The organism is Pseudoxanthomonas beigongshangi, assembly GCF_016820515.1.
Lineage (GTDB): Bacteria > Pseudomonadota > Gammaproteobacteria > Xanthomonadales > Xanthomonadaceae > Pseudoxanthomonas_A > Pseudoxanthomonas_A beigongshangi.
The window spans coordinates 1-16519 of record NZ_JADHDV010000020.1 but is presented as its reverse complement, the minus strand read 5'-3'; the positions used below and the strand labels follow the sequence as shown (position 1 = coordinate 16519).

Annotated in this window: 16 protein-coding genes; 9 read left to right on the top strand and 7 right to left on the bottom strand. The window is 68.7% G+C overall.

Annotated features, from left to right (window positions below; all coding sequences use genetic code 11):
* Positions 1-10 precede the first annotated feature (10 nt).
* The 6 genes from napA to IQ458_RS14475 form a co-directional block, all read right to left on the bottom strand.
* Positions 11-2503 (bottom strand): periplasmic nitrate reductase subunit alpha, encoded by a 2493-nt coding sequence (gene napA, locus IQ458_RS14500; RefSeq protein WP_203323259.1) that lies wholly within the window; start codon positions 2501-2503, stop codon positions 11-13.
* Entirely contained in the window at positions 2500-2814 is a 315-nt protein-coding gene (locus IQ458_RS14495; RefSeq protein ID WP_183636455.1) for a chaperone NapD, read from the bottom strand. The genes napA and IQ458_RS14495 overlap by 4 nt, the downstream gene beginning before the upstream one ends.
* Positions 2811-3365, bottom strand: coding sequence for a ferredoxin-type protein NapF (locus IQ458_RS14490; protein WP_203323258.1), 555 nt, complete (start codon positions 3363-3365; stop codon positions 2811-2813). Before IQ458_RS14490 ends, IQ458_RS14495 begins: the two co-directional genes overlap by 4 nt.
* 3 nt (positions 3366-3368) lie before the next feature.
* On the bottom strand, positions 3369-3533 hold the full coding sequence (locus IQ458_RS14485; protein WP_183636459.1) for a periplasmic nitrate reductase, NapE protein: 165 nt from the start codon (positions 3531-3533) through the stop codon (positions 3369-3371).
* Positions 3534-3665: 132 nt separating this feature from the next.
* Positions 3666-4235 carry a molybdenum cofactor guanylyltransferase gene (gene mobA / locus IQ458_RS14480; RefSeq protein ID WP_203323257.1) on the bottom strand — a complete coding sequence of 190 codons (570 nt, stop codon included), beginning with the start codon at positions 4233-4235 and terminating at the stop codon, positions 3666-3668.
* Positions 4236-4245: 10 nt separating this feature from the next.
* The gene (locus tag IQ458_RS14475) at positions 4246-5520 is read right to left on the bottom strand and encodes a molybdopterin-binding protein (RefSeq protein WP_203323256.1); all 1275 of its coding nucleotides are present in this window, start codon (positions 5518-5520) and stop codon (positions 4246-4248) included.
* A gap of 182 nt (positions 5521-5702) precedes the next feature.
* Here IQ458_RS14475 and hemN point away from each other — a divergent pair, with 182 nt between their 5' ends.
* From hemN to IQ458_RS14460, 3 genes are all read left to right on the top strand, one after another.
* Positions 5703-7103, top strand: a complete 1401-nt coding sequence (gene hemN, locus IQ458_RS14470; protein ID WP_203323255.1) for an oxygen-independent coproporphyrinogen III oxidase — start codon at positions 5703-5705, stop codon at positions 7101-7103.
* A gap of 19 nt (positions 7104-7122) precedes the next feature.
* Positions 7123-7878 carry a helix-turn-helix domain-containing protein gene (locus tag IQ458_RS14465; RefSeq protein ID WP_183636466.1) on the top strand — a complete coding sequence of 252 codons (756 nt, stop codon included), beginning with the start codon at positions 7123-7125 and terminating at the stop codon, positions 7876-7878.
* Positions 7879-7994: 116 nt separating this feature from the next.
* Complete coding sequence (locus IQ458_RS14460; protein ID WP_203323254.1) at positions 7995-10268, top strand: nitric-oxide reductase large subunit; 2274 nt, start codon at positions 7995-7997, stop codon at positions 10266-10268.
* Between the two features lie 104 nt (positions 10269-10372).
* Here IQ458_RS14460 and IQ458_RS14455 read toward each other — a convergent pair whose 3' ends face one another.
* On the bottom strand, positions 10373-10627 hold the full coding sequence (locus tag IQ458_RS14455) for a hypothetical protein (RefSeq protein WP_203323253.1): 255 nt from the start codon (positions 10625-10627) through the stop codon (positions 10373-10375).
* A gap of 560 nt (positions 10628-11187) precedes the next feature.
* On the opposite strand from IQ458_RS14455, the gene IQ458_RS14450 reads away from it, so the two are divergent.
* From IQ458_RS14450 to nadA, 6 genes are all read left to right on the top strand, one after another.
* Positions 11188-12432: an NnrS family protein gene (locus IQ458_RS14450; protein WP_203323252.1), complete on the top strand. Its 1245-nt coding sequence runs from the start codon at positions 11188-11190 to the stop codon at positions 12430-12432.
* Positions 12433-12436: 4 nt separating this feature from the next.
* Positions 12437-12835 (top strand): SirB2 family protein, encoded by a 399-nt coding sequence (locus IQ458_RS14445; protein WP_192198623.1) that lies wholly within the window; start codon positions 12437-12439, stop codon positions 12833-12835.
* Between the two features lie 144 nt (positions 12836-12979).
* A complete protein-coding gene (locus IQ458_RS14440; protein WP_235996872.1) occupies positions 12980-13225 on the top strand; it encodes a DUF2249 domain-containing protein in 246 nt (81 codons plus the stop codon).
* On the top strand, positions 13222-14460 hold the full coding sequence (locus tag IQ458_RS14435) for a hypothetical protein (protein WP_203323250.1): 1239 nt from the start codon (positions 13222-13224) through the stop codon (positions 14458-14460). The genes IQ458_RS14440 and IQ458_RS14435 overlap by 4 nt, the downstream gene beginning before the upstream one ends.
* A 154-nt stretch (positions 14461-14614) precedes the next feature.
* Positions 14615-15460 carry a ubiquinone anaerobic biosynthesis accessory factor UbiT gene (ubiT, locus tag IQ458_RS14430; protein ID WP_328805189.1) on the top strand — a complete coding sequence of 282 codons (846 nt, stop codon included), beginning with the start codon at positions 14615-14617 and terminating at the stop codon, positions 15458-15460.
* The gene (nadA, locus tag IQ458_RS14425) at positions 15457-16473 is read left to right on the top strand and encodes a quinolinate synthase NadA (RefSeq protein ID WP_203323249.1); all 1017 of its coding nucleotides are present in this window, start codon (positions 15457-15459) and stop codon (positions 16471-16473) included. The genes ubiT and nadA overlap by 4 nt, the downstream gene beginning before the upstream one ends.
* Positions 16474-16519: the final 46 nt, after the last annotated feature.

Here is a 16519-nt window from a genome sequence, read left to right as displayed (position 1 = left end):
GGCGAAGCTCCTAGACGGCCAGCACCTTGACGGCGCACTTCTTGTAGTCGGTCTGCTTGGAAATCGGATCGGTCGCGTCCAGGGTGACCTTGTTGATCAACTGGCCGGCATCGAACCACGGCACGAAGATGACCCCGGGCGGCATCCGGTTGCGGCCGCGCGTTTCCACCCGCGACAGCATCTCGCCGCGTCGCGACACCACCTTCACCTCGTCGCCGCGCTTGAGCCCGCGCTCGCGCGCGTCGTCGGGATTCATGAACACCACCGCGGCCGGGAAGCTGCGGTAAAGCTCGGGCACGCGCATGGTCATCGAACCGGAATGCCAGTGCTCCAGCACGCGCCCGGTGACCAGCCAAAGGTTGTAATCCTCGTCCGGCGACTCGGCCGGCGGTTCGTAGGGCAAGGCCCAGATCACCGCCCTGCCGTCGGGATTGCCGTAGAACTGGAAGCCGGTGCCGGCCTTGACGTAGGGATCCGCGCTTTCGCGATAGCGCCAGCGGGTTTCCTTGCCGTCGACCACCGGCCAGCGCAGTCCGCGCGCCTTGTGGTAGGCGTCGAACGGCGCCAGATCGTGGCCGTGGCCGCGACCGAACGCGGCGTATTCCTCGAACAGGCCCTTCTGCACGTAGAAACCGAACGCCGCCGACTCGTCGTTGGCGTAGCCCGCTTCGATATCGCCGACCGGGAACCGATCGACGTTGCCGTTGCGATACAGCACATCGAACAGGGTCTTGCCCTTGAACTGGGGATTGGCCGCCAGCAGCTCGGCCGACCAGCATTCGTCGGTGGTGAAGCGCTTGGAGAATTCCATCAACTGCCACAGGTCCGAGCGCGCCTGTCCCGGTGCCTTGACCAATTGGTGCCAGAACTGCGTGCGCCGCTCGGCGTTGCCGTACGCGCCCTCCTTCTCCACCCACATCGCCGCCGGCAGGATCAGGTCCGCGGCCTGCGCGGTGACGGTGGGATAGGCGTCGGACACGACGATGAAGTTGTCCGGGTTGCGGTAACCGGGCCAGGTTTCCTCGCGCAGGTTGGCCGCCGCCTGCATGTTGTTGTTGACCATCACCCAGTAGGCGTTGAGCTTGCCGTCCTTCAGGGCGCGGTTCTGCTCCACCGCGTGATAGCCCGGTTTGGGCTTGATGGTGCCGTGCGGGACCTTCCAGATTTCCTCGGCGTGCTTGCGATGCTCGGGGTTGGTCACCACCATGTCCGCCGGCAGGCGGTGGCTGAAGGTGCCGACCTCGCGCGCGGTGCCGCAGGCCGAGGGCTGGCCGGTCAGCGAGAACGGGCTGTTGCCCGGGGTGGCGATCTTGCCGGTCAGCAGGTGCAGGTTGTAGACCATGTTGTTGGCCCACACGCCGCGGGTGTGCTGGTTGAAGCCCATGGTCCAGAACGAGGTGACCTTGATCTTCGGATCCGCGTACAGCTCGGCCAGTTTCTCCAGCCAGCCGCGCTCCACCCCGGTCATCTCCACCGCCTTGTCCAGCGTGTACGGAGCGACGAAACGGGCGAAGGCCTCGAAATCGATGGGCTCGCCGCCGTTGGGATCCTTGGCGTTCTTCGCCTTCAGCTCCAGCGGATTGTCCGGACGCAGGCCGTAGCCGATGTCGTCGTTGCCGCGCTTGAAGGTGGTGTGCTTGTTGACGAAGTCCTGGTTGACCTTGCCGGTGCGGATGATGTGGTTGGCGATGTAGTTCAGGATGACCAGATCGGTCTGCGGCTTGAACACGATCGGGATGTCGGCCAGTTCGAAGCTGCGGTGCTCGAAGGTCGACATCACCGCCACCTTCACGTGCGGATGCGAGAGCCGTCGATCGGTCACCCGGGTCCACAGGATCGGATGCATCTCGGCCATGTTCGAGCCCCACAGCACGAACGCGTCGGCCGCCTCGATGTCGTCATAGCAGCCCATCGGCTCGTCCATGCCGAAGGTGCGCATGAAGCCCATCACCGCCGAGGCCATGCAATGGCGGGCGTTGGGATCGATGTGGTTGCTGCGGAAACCGGCCTTCATCAGCTTGTTGGCGGCGTAACCCTCGAAGATGGTCCACTGCCCGGAGCCGAACATGCCGATGGCGTCGCTGCCCTTCTCCTTCAGCACCCGCTTGAACTGCGCGGCCATCACGTCGAAGGCCTCGTCCCAACCGACCTGCTCGAACTCGCCGTCCTTGGCGTAGGCGCCGTTCTTCTTGCGCAACAGCGGCATGGTCAGGCGATCCGTGCCGTACAGGATCTTGGACAGGAAATAGCCCTTGACGCAGTTGATGCCGCGGTTGACCTCCGCGTGCACGTCGCCGTGGGTGGCGACCACGCGGCCGTTCTTGACCGCCACGTTGACCCCGCAGCCGGTGCCGCAGTAGCGGCACGGCGCCTTGTCCCACTTGAGCGTGGTCAGATCGCCCTCGGTCACCAGGTTGCTGCCGTCGCCGGCCAGCGGCAGGCCGGCCGCCGCCGCCGCGGTGGCGACGGCGCTGTTGCGGATGAATTCCCGGCGTGTGCTCATGGATGGACTCCGGCAAGGTTTGTTTCGGGACGCGCCTCCACTTCCGCCTCCAGCGCGTCGCGTGGCTCGGCATGGTGGTAGACCAGCAATACGTTGAGCACGCCGGGCACGGCGCGCAGTTGTTCGATCCGGTCCATCACCGCGTAGCGGTCGGCGGATTCGCACAGGACCACGCTGCGGGTTTCCCCGGGGATCGCCAGTTCCAGTTCGGGCGAGGCGGCGATGGCCGTGGCCAGGCCCTCCGCCGCGTCGATCCGGTGCTGTATCACGAAGCTGGCGATGTGCAGTTCGTCGTCGCCGGGCTGGCTCATGCGGCGGTCTCCACGGATGCGTGCAGGTGGATGGCGGTGGCCGGGCAGACCGACACGCAGGCGCCGCAACCGTTGCAGCCATCGCTGTCGATATGCGCGGCGCCGCGCCCGGCGGGCGGAATCCGGATGGCCGACTGCGGGCAGATCTCGCGGCAACTGGCGCAGACCACGCCGTGCGCACCCAGGCAGGCTTCGTCCACGTTCGCGCGATAGCTCCAGGGCGGCTGCACGCCATCGTCGCGCAGCGCGCCCGGCGCGCAGGCATCGACGCAGGCATGGCAGAACGTGCATTCACCGCGCTCCGGTTCGAACACGGCCTTGCCCTTGCGCAGCACCAGCACTTGTTCGGGACAGGCGTCCACGCAGGCGACGCAACCGGTGCAGGCATTCGCAAACGCGGCGCCGCGCAATGCCCAGGGAGGACGCAAGGTCTGTGCGGAACGGGCCTGTGAGGAGCCGGCCCGTCCGGTACGCGGTGGCGACACCGGCGATTCGCCGTCGCTGCGGCCGAAAAGCAATGCGCGTCGCGAGATCGGGCGTGCCTGGCTCATCGCTCAACCCGTCGGCGGACCGGCGAACATCTGGTAGATCCAGACCAGGAAACCATAGCCGGCGACGATCAGCACCGCGCTCAAAGGAAAGACGACGACGGTCAGCAACAGGAATGCGAGGCGCTCCTGGGCCTTGCTCGCGACGTCCTGGCGGGGTGGATGCTCCATGATGCTCACCTGGCATTTGAATGGCTGGGCGAACCGCGGAGCGAGCCTAGCACAAACTTTCCAGCATGAACGTGTCGCGGGTCGGCCAGTGATGGCCCCGGTCGAAGCCAACCGCGCGGACGTGATCGCGATTTACTCGCGTTCGCGCAGCGCGGCCCATTCCTCCGGCGTGTTGCAACCGATCAGGCTTGCGTCCCACGCACCCGGCACCAGCACCACGCCCGCGAGCGCGTGATGGATCGCGCGCAGCGAACGCTGGCTCGGCGGCAGCTCGACGATGCCGGCCAGGAGCGCGCGGGTGCGCGAATCGAGGGTGATGCGCATCGGCAATGGATGGCGCTCGAACATCGCGCAGTCCGCGGAGGCGGCCACCAGCGCGTGCAACGCCGGTGCTGCCAGCAGCGGCATGTCCACCGGCACCGCCAGCCAGACGCCATCGGGCAGCCGTTGCACCAGTTGCGCGAGCGCCACGGCCGGACCGCCGTCGCCGATGTCGTCGGGGATCGCATCAGGAATTGCGCCGTAACCGGGACGCGTACCGCTGATCACCACCCGCGCGGCACCGGCGTCGGACAGCAAGTCCCGCATGTGTTCCAGCAGCGGCCGGCCCCGCCATTCGAGCAGCGCCTTGTCGCGGCCCATGCGCGAGGAACGTCCGCCGGCGAGCACGATGCCCTGCCAGGCGGGAAGCATGGTGTTCATGACCCCACCATCACGCTGATTCCCGTTGCCACGCCAACGATTCCAGATGGCCGGGCGGATACACATCGACGGCCTGGCCCGGTTTGATCACGGTGTCGCCATCGCCGGCTTCGGGCAGCACCAACCATGCCTGCGATGACAGGAACGGCGCGAGCCGGAAGGACTCCTGCCGGGGCAACGGATGCACCGCCAACCGGCCCTCTCCGTCGCCCTCCAGCATGGCGTGCAGGTGCGTGCGCAGGTTGGCGCGCGCATGCACCGGTGCGGCCAGCGGCAGGCGCGCGGGCCGTTCGCGCGGCAACCCCAGCATCGCGCGCAGCAGCGGTTCCACGAAAAAGCGCAGGCCCACCGCGCAGGAGGCCGGATTGCCGGGCAGGCCGACGTGCAGCGGCCCTTCGCGCAGGCGCGCGCACAGCAGGGGCTTGCCCGGGCGAATCGCCACGCCGTGGAAGCGCACGTCCGCACCGCGCGCGCGCAGGCTGCCGGGTACGAAATCGAAACGCCCCTTGGACACCGCGCCGGTGCTGATCACCAGATCCGGCCGCTGGGCCAGCACGCGATCCAGCACGGCGGTGAAGCCTACGGGATCGTCGCCGACCCGTTCCCGCGCCACCACTTCGGCGCCGGCCGCATGCAGGCGCAGGCGCAGGAACGGCGTGTTGCTGTCGTGGATCCACGCGCCCTCGTCCGCCTCGCCGGCTTCGGCCAACTCGCGACCGGTGGCGATCAGCGCCACCCGCGGCCGCCGTACCAGCGGCACGCGTTCGATGCCGAGCGCGGCCAGCAGCATGATCTGCGCGGGGCCCAAACGTTCGCACTTCGTCAGCACCCGCGCGCCCTCGGCGATGTCCTCGCCGCGGCGGCGCACGTTGGCGCCCGTCCGCACCGGTTCGCGCAGGCGGATGCGCGTGGGTGGCGTGCCGTCCGTGCCACCGGACGCATCGACGCGTTCGACCGGTACCACCGAGTCCAGGCCATCCGGCATCACCGCGCCGGTCATGATTTCCCACGCGCCCTGCCGCGCCGGCCCCGCTGGCTGGCCTGCGGCATCGCCGGCGGCCGTCGATCCGAGCACCGGCCATTCCGTCCCGGCTTCGCCCGTCGCATCGCCCAGCGCCAGCGCGAAGCCGTCCATCGCGGCGTTGTCGAAGCGGGGCAGGAATCCGGGACTGCGGACGTCCGCCGCCAGCACCCGGCCGGCGCCATCGAAGGCCGCCACCGATTCGGTGTCCAGCGGCACGACATCGCGCAGCAGCAGGGCCAGGGCTTCCTCGTATCCGATCACGCGTACTCCTTCAAAACGTTCCCGCACGCGGCCACGCGAACCCGCGCGTGTCCCGAGCGTAGCAGTCCCCGGCGACGGCCCGGAGTGGCCGGCATCCTCACATAGCTGAAGGTTTCCGGCCAACCCGCGCGGGGTTGATTCAGGTCAAGGCGCCCGGGGCCGGCATTGCCTAGCCTTTGTCCATGGCCGCCCTTTCCGCCCTCTTCGACCCCGAACTGCTCCGGCGTTACGACAAGCCGGGGCCGCGCTACACCTCCTACCCGACCGCGCCGCAGTTCTCGGCGCAGTTCCAGGAGGCGGAACTGCGCGAGATGGCCGCGATCACCAACGGCGACCCGATCCCGCGCCCGCTGTCGCTGTACCTGCATATCCCGTTCTGCACCAGCCCCTGCTTCTATTGCGGCTGCAACCGCATCATCACCCGGGAGAAGGCCCGCGGCGACGCCTACTTGACCCGCCTGTACCGCGAGATCGCGCTGGTCTCGCCGCTGTTCGACCGCGACCGCGACGTCAACCAGGTGCACTTCGGCGGTGGCACGCCCAACTTCCTGTCGCCGGACCAGATCGCCGAGGTCGTCGATGTGCTGCGCCGGCACTTCTCGTTCGCCTCCGGTGCCGGTTTCGACTGCTCGATTGAACTGGATCCGCGCTTCATCAGCCCGGACGAGGTGGGCCAGCTGGCCCGCGCCGGCTTCAACCGCGCCAGCCTGGGCGTGCAGGACTTCGATCCCGATGTGCAGCAGGCGGTCAACCGGGTGCAGGGGGTCGACGACACCCTGGCGATCATCGATGCCTGCCGCGCCCACGGCATGCGCTCGGTGAATGTCGATCTGATCTACGGCCTGCCCCGGCAGACCCTCGCAGGTTTCTCGCGCACGCTCGACATCACCCTGAAGGCGCGCCCGGACCGGCTGGCGATCTACAGTTACGCGCACCTGCCGGCCCTGTTCCGCCCGCAGCAACGCATCCACGCCGAGGAACTGCCCTCCCCCGAACAGAAGCTCGACTTGCTGCGCTGCGCCATCGACAAGCTGGGCGAAGCCGGCTACGTCTACATCGGCATGGATCACTTCGCCCTGCCCGAGGACGATCTGGCGCGGGCGCAGCAGCGCGGCGACCTGCACCGCAACTTCATGGGCTATTCCACCCACGCCGAAAGCGATTTAATCGGCCTGGGCGTCAGCGCGATCAGCCATGTCGGCGCCAGCTTCAGCCAGAACCCGCGCGACATCGGCAGTTGGGAACAGATGATCGACAGCGGCCGCCTGCCGGTGTGGCGCGGCATGCGCCTGGACGAGGACGACCTGCTGCGCGCCGATGTCATCCAGCAGCTGATGTGCCACGGCCGCATCGACTTCGATGCGATCGAGCGCCGCCACGTGATCGACTTCCGCGACTACTTCGCCGACGCGCTGGCACGGCTGGAGCCGCTGCAGGCCGACGGCCTGGTCCAGCTGGGGGCGCGGGAAGTGTGCGCCACCTCGCGTGGACGCCTGCTGTTGCGTATCATCGCCATGTGCTTCGACCGATATCTGCCCGCCGCCGCGGAGGCCGCGACCACGCGGTTCTCGCGAACCATCTGACCTCATCCGGGACGTCCGCATGAGCTCGCCGGTCGTTTTCCCGCGTACCGACGCCACCATTCTCTCGGACGACGGCGATTCGCTGACGTTCTGCTCGACCTGCGCGTTCTCCCAGGCCTGCCTCAGCGAGGGCATGGACAAGCGGGCGTTGATGGACCTGCACGTGCTGGTCGAACACGTCGGCCCGCTGCAGCCGGGCGAGCACGTGTTCCGCGAGGGGGATTCCTTCAGCGCCATCGCCGCGGTGCGCGCCGGCACGGTCAAGACCTACCAGGTCGATCGCGACGGCCACGAGCAGGTGCTGGGCTTCCACCTGCCCGGCGAGGTGATCGGCCTCAACGCGATCCATGGCGACCGCTACCCCTGCAACGCGATCGCGCTGGACACGGTGATGCTGTGCCGGTTCTCGTTCCCCAAGATCGCCCTGCTGGCCGCGCGCCTGCCGAACCTGCAGCAGCACCTGTTCCGGCTGATGAGCCACGATATCGGCGTGGCCTCGCTGTTCGCCCGTGACAACAGCGCCGACGAGCGGATGGCGGCGTTCCTGATCGGACTGTCGCGGCGGCTGGCCGCGCGCGGCTATTCCTCGCGCCGGTTCCAGCTGACCATGTCGCGCACCGACATTGCCAACTACCTGCGCCAGGCGCCGGAAACGGTCAGCCGGGTGCTGCGCCGGTTCGAACGCGATGGGCTGGTCCACATCAAGCAGCGCGACGTGGAGATCCTGGACATGGATCGCCTGCACGAACTGGCATCCACGGTGTTGCGCGACTGACGCCTGCCAGGCGTAACCCGCCTGCACGCACGCGAATGCCATCGACTTGACGTAGGTCATGGAGGGGATCCGGACGCGGGCGGAACATGCCTGCGGTTCCCACGGAGTCCCGCATCATGAATTCGACACGCAAGCTGTGGGTAGGGTTGGCCGCCCTGCTCATCGCCTCGTTCGCCGTCCTGCTCTGGGTCGGCAGCGAGGTCCACCGACAGGCGCCACCCCTGCCCGAACAGGTGGTCGACGCCAATGGCCAGGTGCTTTACACCCGCAAGGACATCGAGACCGGCCGCCAGGTCTGGCAGTCGATCGGTGGCCAGCAACTGGGCTCCATCTGGGGCCACGGCGGCTACGTCGCTCCCGACTGGGGCGCGGACTGGCTGCACCGCGAGGCCGAAGCCATCCTCGACATCTGGGCCAGGCGCGAGGCCGGCGCCGCCAGCTACAAGGATCTGGACGCCCCGACCCAGGCCGCGTACGCCAAGCGCGTGCAGGCGCTGATGCGTCCCAACAGCTACGACGCCGCCACCGGCACGGTGACCGTGGACGTCGACCGCGCCGCCGCCATCCGCACGGTCGCCGCGCACTACGAGCAGTTGTTCGGCAAGGATCCGGCGATGGTGAAGCTGCGCGAAGCCTATGCGATGCGCAACGACACCGTGCCCGACGCCGAGCACCGGCGCCAGCTCACCGGCTTCTACTGGTGGGCCGCGTGGTCGTCGGTGACCCAGCGCCCGGGCGCCGAGATCAGCTACACCGCCAACTGGCCCGCCGACGAACTGGTCGGCAACACGCCGCCTCCCAGCGCGTTCCTGTGGACGGTGTTCAGCGTGCTGTTCCTGATCGCCGGCATCGGCCTGCTGGGCTGGCACTACGCGGTCAACCACGGTGACGAACTGGCGCCGGTGCTGCCCAAGCGGGATCCGCTGGCCGATATCAAGGTCACCCCGTCGATGCGCGCCACCGCCAAGTATTTCTGGGTGGTGATCGCGCTGTTCCTGGTGCAGATCCTGCTCGGCGCGATCACGGCGCACTACCAGGTGGAGGGCCAGGAAGCCTACGGCTTCGCCCTGGCCGACGTGTTGCCGTACGCGCTGACCAGAACCTGGCACACGCAACTGGCGGTACTGTGGATCGCCACGGCCTGGCTGGGCATGGGCCTTTACATCGGCCCGGCGATATCCGGGCACGAGCCGAAGTTCCAGCGCCTGGGCGTGAACCTGCTGTGGGTCTGCCTGCTGATCATCGTGGTCGGCGCGTTCGCCGGGCAGTGGTTCGCGGTGATGCAGAAGCTCGGCCTGAAGCACAACTTCTGGTTCGGCCACCAGGGCTGGGAATACGTCGACCTCGGCCGCTTCTGGCAGTGGTTCCTGTTCATCGGCCTGACCCTGTGGCTGGTGCTGGTCGGCCGCGCCCTGTGGCCGGCGATGCGCAACGGCGGCGACTCGCGTTCCATCGTCTCCCTGCTGTTCCTGTCCACCGTGGCCATCGGCCTGTTCTACGCGGCCGGCCTGATGTGGGGCGAGCACACGCACCTGTCGATGGTCGAGTACTGGCGCTGGTGGGTGGTGCACCTGTGGGTGGAAGGCTTCTTCGAGGTCTTCGCGGTGGCGGTCATCGCCTTCCTGTTCACCCGCCTGGGCATGCTGCAGGTCAAGTCGGCCACGGTGGCGGTGCTGTTCGCGACCATCGTGTTCATGGCCGGCGGCGTGCTGGGCACCCTGCACCACCTGTACTTCACCGGCACCCCGACCGCGGTCATCGCCATCGGCGCGAGCTTCTCGGCGCTGGAAGTGGTGCCGCTGGCGTACGTCGGCTTCGAGGCCTACCACAGCTACAAGATGGGCAAGGCGACGCCGTGGATGCAACGCTACCGCTGGCCGATCCTGTTCTTCATCGCGGTCGCGTTCTGGAACCTGGTGGGTGCCGGCCTGTTCGGCTTCCTGATCAACCCGCCGCTGCCGCTGTATTACATGCAGGGCCTGAACCTGACCCCGACCCACGGCCACACCGCGCTGTTCGGCGTGTACGGCATGCTCGGCATCGGCCTGATGCTGTTCTGCCTGCGTGGCCTGAAGCCGGACGTGCAGTGGAACGAAAGGCTGCTGAAGACCGCGTTCTGGTCGCTCAACATTGGCCTGGCCGGCATGGCCCTGTTCACCCTGCTGCCGCTGGGCATCCTCCAGCTCAACGCCGCGCTGAAGCACGGCTACTGGTACGCCCGCTCGGCCGAGTTCATGCAGCAGCCGATCGTCGACATGCTGGTGTGGATGCGGGTTCCCTCGGACACGCTGTTCAGCGTCGGCGCGTTCGCCCTGGCCTGGTTCGTGTTCCGCCTGTGGGTGGCGCCGCGCCGGGAAGCACTGCCGGCGGTGGTGCCGGCGGAGGGCTGATACGCGACCCTTCCGATGGTCTAACCGCAATGAAAAAGAGCCGCGCAAGCGGCTCTTTTTTTACCTGTCGGTTTCGCGCGTGTTGCCGGCGCGGCGCGTTCCGGTCAGGTGGAACAGCCGCAGCCCCCGCAGCCGCAACCGCCGCCACGCTGCGGTTCCTCCGGCGCTTCCTCGACGTGCTCTCCGACGGTGGCGAGGATTTCGCGCACCCGCGCCGGCGCCAGCGTGGTCAGGATGGACAGCCGGCCATTGGCGGATTCGAACTGGACCTCCGCGTCGGGATCCCATTCGCGCAGGGCATGGGTCATGGCGCGAGTGCGTTGCTGGAGCGGTTCGTCGGTGAGTTCGGGAGCGGACATCGGGTTTCCTTGCTGAGTGTGGGCCGGGGCCATCGCCCCGGTGCCGGGCAAGGTAAGCAGCTCCGGTGGCGCCGGCATTGACCCGCATCAAGTGGTCGTCCGGATATCGCGACTGACGTCGCTCCCACAAGGGAAGAGATTCGGCGGGTCCTTGTGGGAGCGACGTAAGTCGCGACCGTATTCCCCACACGCCCGGCTCCATCCCAAGCGCCGCTAGTTCCCCCCTCATTCCAGCGCGAGCTGGAATCCATTGGGATCCTTGGACGCCGAGGAACGCTGGCCGAAAGTAAAAATGGGTCCCAGCGTTCGCTGGGATGACGATGCGGGTTCCCTTCATCACCCAGCCCTTTCGACCGTCATTCCAGCGCAAGCTGGAATCACTTGGGATCCTGGATGCCGAGGAACGCTGGCCGGAAGTCAAAACGGGTCCCCGCGTTCGCTGGGATGACGAGGTGGGGCATCGGCAGATGCGACGCGGGCGGGAATCCTCCCGGCACCGATCCGTATCCCGCCTGATCCAGGTCAAGGAAGGCCCCGGCGGAGCGGCGCAGACTTTGCCCATGCGACCGATTCCCGTTTCCACCCGCCCCCCGACCCCGCGTGGCATGTCCGCGCGCCAGTTGCTGCAGGCACCGCACCGGCTGATGTTCTTCATCGGCGCCGGCAACGTGCTGCTGGCGATGCTGTGGTGGACGGCCTGGCTGGCCGCGCAGTACACCGGCGCCTGGCGCATGCCGGACATCGCGGTACCGCCCGGTTGGCTGCATGCCTTCCTGATGCAGTACCTGGTGCTGCCGAGTTTCATCTTCGGTTTCCTGCTGACGGTATTCCCGCGCTGGATGGGCTTGCCGGATCTGCCGCGCTGGCGCTACGTGCCGGTGGGCGCCGGACTGATGGGCGGACAACTGGCGATCCTGCTTTCCACGCTGGGCTGGGACGCCGGTTTCACGGTCGGCCTGTGGATGGCGCTGGCCGGCTGGCTGGCCGGCGTGGCCACGCTCGGCCGGCTGCTGCTGCGCGACACCGCGCGCACCTGGCACGCGCGTTCCTGCTTCGCCGCGCTGCTGCTCGGCTGCGCGGGACTGGCGTGCTTCCTGGTGTTCGTGCTGACCGGGGATGGGTGGTATGCCTTCGCCAGCATCAAGCTCGGCGGGGTGGCGATGCTGCTGCCGATCTACCTGACCGTCGCCCACCGCATGTTCCCGTTCTTCGCCGCCAATACGGTGCCGGGCTACAAGCCCTGGCGGCCCATGGCGTGGCTGGGCGCGATGTGGGGCTTCCTGCTGCTTCACCTGCTGCTGGAGCTGCGGCACGCCTACGCGTGGCTGTGGCTGCCGGATGCGGCGCTGCTGATCGCCAGCGGCGTGGCGCTGTGGCACTGGTGGCCACGCGGACGGATGCCGGGCCTGCTGGCGGTGCTGTTCGTCGGTACCGCGTGGTTGCCGATCACCTTCGCGCTGTACACCGCGCAGAGCGTCATCTACCTGCTCACGGGTGAATTCGTGCTGGGGCGCGCGCCGATGCACGCGATGTTCATCGGTTTCTTCGGCAGCGTATTGGTGGCGATGGTCACCCGGGTCACCCAGGGGCATTCCGGGCGGCCGTTGAAGATGCCGGCGCTGGCCTGGTTCGCGTTTGCCGCACTGCAAATCGTGGCGGTGATGCGGGTGGTCGCCGAAGTCGCCCCCGACGCGCTGTTCTGGCAGGTCGCCTCGGCGATCGGCTGGCTGCTCGCGCTGCTGCCGTGGGTGGTCCGCATCGGCCGCATCTACCTGAGTCCGCGCGCCGACGGCCGGCCGGGCTGACGCCATGATCACCTTCTATCCCGACATCAAGCAGGTCCATGTCGCCGCCGCGCTCACCAGCGGCACGCTGTTCGCATTGCGTGGATTGGGTCTGTCGCTGGGCATGCGCTGGCCGCGCGTGGCGCCGCTGCGCTATCTCGGCTACACGATCGACACCGTGCTGCTGACCGCGGCGATGATGCTGCTGACGATCCTGCCCGCCGGGCTGTTCGCCAACGGCTGGCTGGTCGTGAAGGTCGCTCTCATCCTTGCGTACGTGGTGCTGGGCGTTCTCGCCTTCCAGCCGGCGCGGGGAAGACTGTCCCGCACCGTGCTGTATGCGGTCGCGTTGCTGTGTTTCCTGCAGGTTTACGGCATCGCGCGCACCCACCATCCGATGGGCCTGCTGGCCCTGCTGGGGTAACGCCATGAACGAAGCGCTGTTGCCGCCGGATCCCTGCTCGCCCTGTGCCGGCTGGATACGCGAATCCTTTGATGCGGCCGGCGCGACGCTGGCCTGTCCCGAATCGGATGATGCCGCGAGGGAGGGGGAAACACCGTGTCCCTGATGCGACTGGATCTGCGCGAACTCGCGCCGCCGGAACCGATGCAGCGGATCCTCGCCAGCCTGGAAGCGTTGCCGCGCGGCGGGCGACTGGTGGCGTTCACGCCGTTCCGGCCGCTGCCGCCGATGTCGCTGCTCGACGCCTGGGGCTACGCGTACCGCGTGCAGGATCTGCCCGCCGGTGACGCCTGCATCGCAATCTGCCATGCCGACGATCGCGCCGCGCTGGAGCCGCCGCGAATCGCATGAGCGGACTGGCGTTCGCCCAGGCACCGCCGCCCGGGCAACCGCTGCGCTTCCTGCTGTCGTCTTTGGCCTGGGGCGTCGCCGCCGGCGCATGGCTGCTGTGGAGCGGTGAATTCGCGCTGCTGACGCGCTGGGCGCCGCACACGCTGGTGCTGGTGCACCTGTTTACCCTGGGCGTGCTCGGCAACGCGATGCTCGGCAGCCTGATCCAGTTCCTGCCGGTCGCCGCCGGCAGTCCATTGCCCCGCCCCGGACTCGCGCCATGGTTGCATGCGGCATTCAATGGCGGACTGCTCCTGCTGGTGCCGGCGCTGATGTTTCCGCACCCGCTGCTCACCGGCGCGGCCTCGCTGTTGCTGGCGCCATCGCTGCTGCTGTTCGCACTCGGCGGCCTGATCGCGGTGGCGCGCGGAACCGGCGCGCGCGCGGCGCGGTTCGGCATCGGCGTCGCGCTGGCGTCGCTGCTGGCCACCGCTTCGCTCGGGCTGGCGGGGCTGGCGATCCTGTCGGGCAGGATCGCGCTTCCGCTGGATCGAATCGCCAACCTGCACGCCGCGTTCGGACTCGCGGGTTGGACGCTAGCGCTGCTCGGCGCGGTCGCCAGCATCACCCTGCCGATGCTGCAGGGAACGCGGCGCATTCCCGCCGGCTGGCTGCTGATCTGGCTGGGCGTGCTGGTCGCCGGCCTCGGCGCGGCGGGTTGGCGCGCGCTGGCCGATGTGCCCATTCATCCGGCGCGCGTCCTCGCCCTGCCCGCGCTGGTGTTCTGCCTGGCGGTTCCGGTCCTGCAATGGCGTGCGCCGCATCCGCGCAATCCGGTGCTGCGCCGGTTCTGGCTGGCCGGCTGTACCGCGCTGGCGACGGCTTGCCTCGCCACCCTGGCGCCGGAGCTGTCCCCGCGCGCCATGCTGGCGATCGGCGCGCTGGTGGTCGCCGTCGGCCTTCCGCTGCTGGTGCTGGGCATGCTGCTGGAAATCGTCGGTTTCCTGGCCTGGATCGAACTGCGGCGGCGCCACCCGCGCGGCGTGCGCGTGCCGGGTGTGGACCGGCTGCTCGAAGACACCCACAAGCAGTGGCTGCTGTACGCGCACCTGGCGGCGGGCGGGCTGCTGCTGGCGGCGACCGTGGATCCCGCGCTGGCGCGGCCGGCCGGCGCCGCGCTGGTGCTCGCGTGGGGCGCCAGCGGAGGGGTGATCCTGCGCTGCTGGCGCGGAGCGCTGCGCTTCCGGCCCGCTTGATCTGGGTCAATGGCAGCCCGCCCGGCGCTGCCTAGGATGTGCCCACCGTACCGGTGATCGCCATGCCGCCGTTCGAATCGCATACCGCGCCGGCCCCCTCGGGCCATCGCCCTGTTGTCGTCTCCGCGCCCTTATCCATCGTGGAGGCGGGGCCGTGCTGAGCCGCCTGGCCCTGGGCGGCACCCGCGCGGCGATCGACCGGGTCGACGACGCGATGGTGATCCTGCTGGGCGGACGCCAGCGGCTGGCCGGACTGGCCGGCCGGATCAAGCGCGACGCGGGCCTGGCGCAGACCGACGCGCGACGCGAGCACCGGGTCCGGGAACGCGCGCGCCGGCTCGCAAGCCGCGCCGGCATTTCTCCGTCCAGCGCCGAACGACTGATGCGGCTGCTGATCGCAGAAGCCCATCGCCGCCAGTCGCGGGCTTCTTCCCCCCTTTCCGAACCGACCCTTTCCATGGCCCATTCCGGTCCGTCATCGACCCGTTCCGCTTCCGCACCTTCCCCCCTGCTTCGCTGGCTGCCACCGCCACGCCGCCTGCGGCCCTGGCTCGCGCGGATACCGGGACCGTTGCGCCAACGCGCGGCGTTGCGCCTGCTCGCGCCTGCATTGGCGTCTCCGCAGGTACGGCGTGTCCTGGAGCCGATCGCCGGCCGCCGACTCGGCATCGAAATCACCGATCTCGATCAGCGCTGGGTGTTCGAATTGCGCGCCGACGGCCTGCATCTGGCGCAGGGCGACGCGGAAGCCACGGTGAGCGGCAGCGCCACCGATCTGCTGCTGCTGGCGAGCCGGCTGGAGGACGCCGATACCCTGTTTTTCCAGCGCCGCCTGATGCTGACCGGCGACACCGAACTCGGGCTGTTCCTGCGCAACCTGCTGGATCGGTTGCCTTGGGAAGCCTTTCCGCTCGCCTCGCGCATCCTCCTGCAACGCGGCGCGCGTCTGGCGCGCGACGCGCGGCAGGCCCATCGCGCACACGCCGGGCGGGCCGCATGAACGCCACGCATGCGCCGCGCTGGACGCCGGACCTGGAAGATCGCTACGCGGATCTGACCGCGCGCGTGGGCGATACCGTGCCGTGCCTGGAGTGGCCGCTGCACCTGCCCTGGATCGATGCCATCCGCGAACTCAAGCGTGAACGCGGCGCGGTGATCATGGCGCACAGCTACCAGTCGCCGGAGATCTTCCATGGCGTGGCAGACGTCACCGGCGACTCGCTGGCGCTGGCGCAGGCGGCCGCCGACTGCGACGCGGAGATCATCGTGCTGTGCGGCGTCCATTTCATGGCCGAGACCGCGAAGATCCTGGCGCCGCGGCGCACCGTGCTGATTCCGGATCCCGAGGCGGGCTGTTCGCTGGCCTCTTCCATCACCGCCGACGACGTGCGCGCCCTGCGCGCGCGCCATCCCGGTGCGCCGGTGGTCAGCTACGTCAATACCAGTGCGGCGGTGAAGGCAGAGTCCGATGCCTGCTGCACCTCCGCCAATGCGGTGCAGGTGGTCGAGGCGATGGGCGCGGACAAGGTCATCTTCCTGCCCGACGCCTTCCTCGGCCATCACGTCGCCGCCCAGACCGGCGTTGAACTGGTGCTGTGGGACGGCCGCTGCGAAGTGCACGAGCAGTTCACCGCGCAACAGGCGCGGCATACCCGCGAGACCTTCGACGCGCGCCTGGTCGCGCATCCGGAGTGCCCGCCGGAAGTGCAGCGCGAGGCCGATTTCGTCGGTTCGACCACCGCGATGGGCGCGTGGCTGGAACGCGAGCGTCCGCGCCGCGTCGCCCTGATCACCGAATGCTCGATGGCCGACAACCTGCGCTATCGCTTTCCCGATGTCGAGTTCATCAAGCCCTGCAACCTGTGCCCGCACATGAAGCGGATCACCCTGCCGAACATCCATGCCTGCCTGCGCGACCTGCGCCACGTGGTGGAAGTGCCGGAACAGGTGGCCGCCGGCGCGCGCGCCGCGCTGGCGCGGATGCTTGCCGTGGGCCGGGGCGAACGCCCGTGAGCGGCGCGCCGCCACTGGTGGTGGTGGGTTGCGGCGTCGCCGGCCT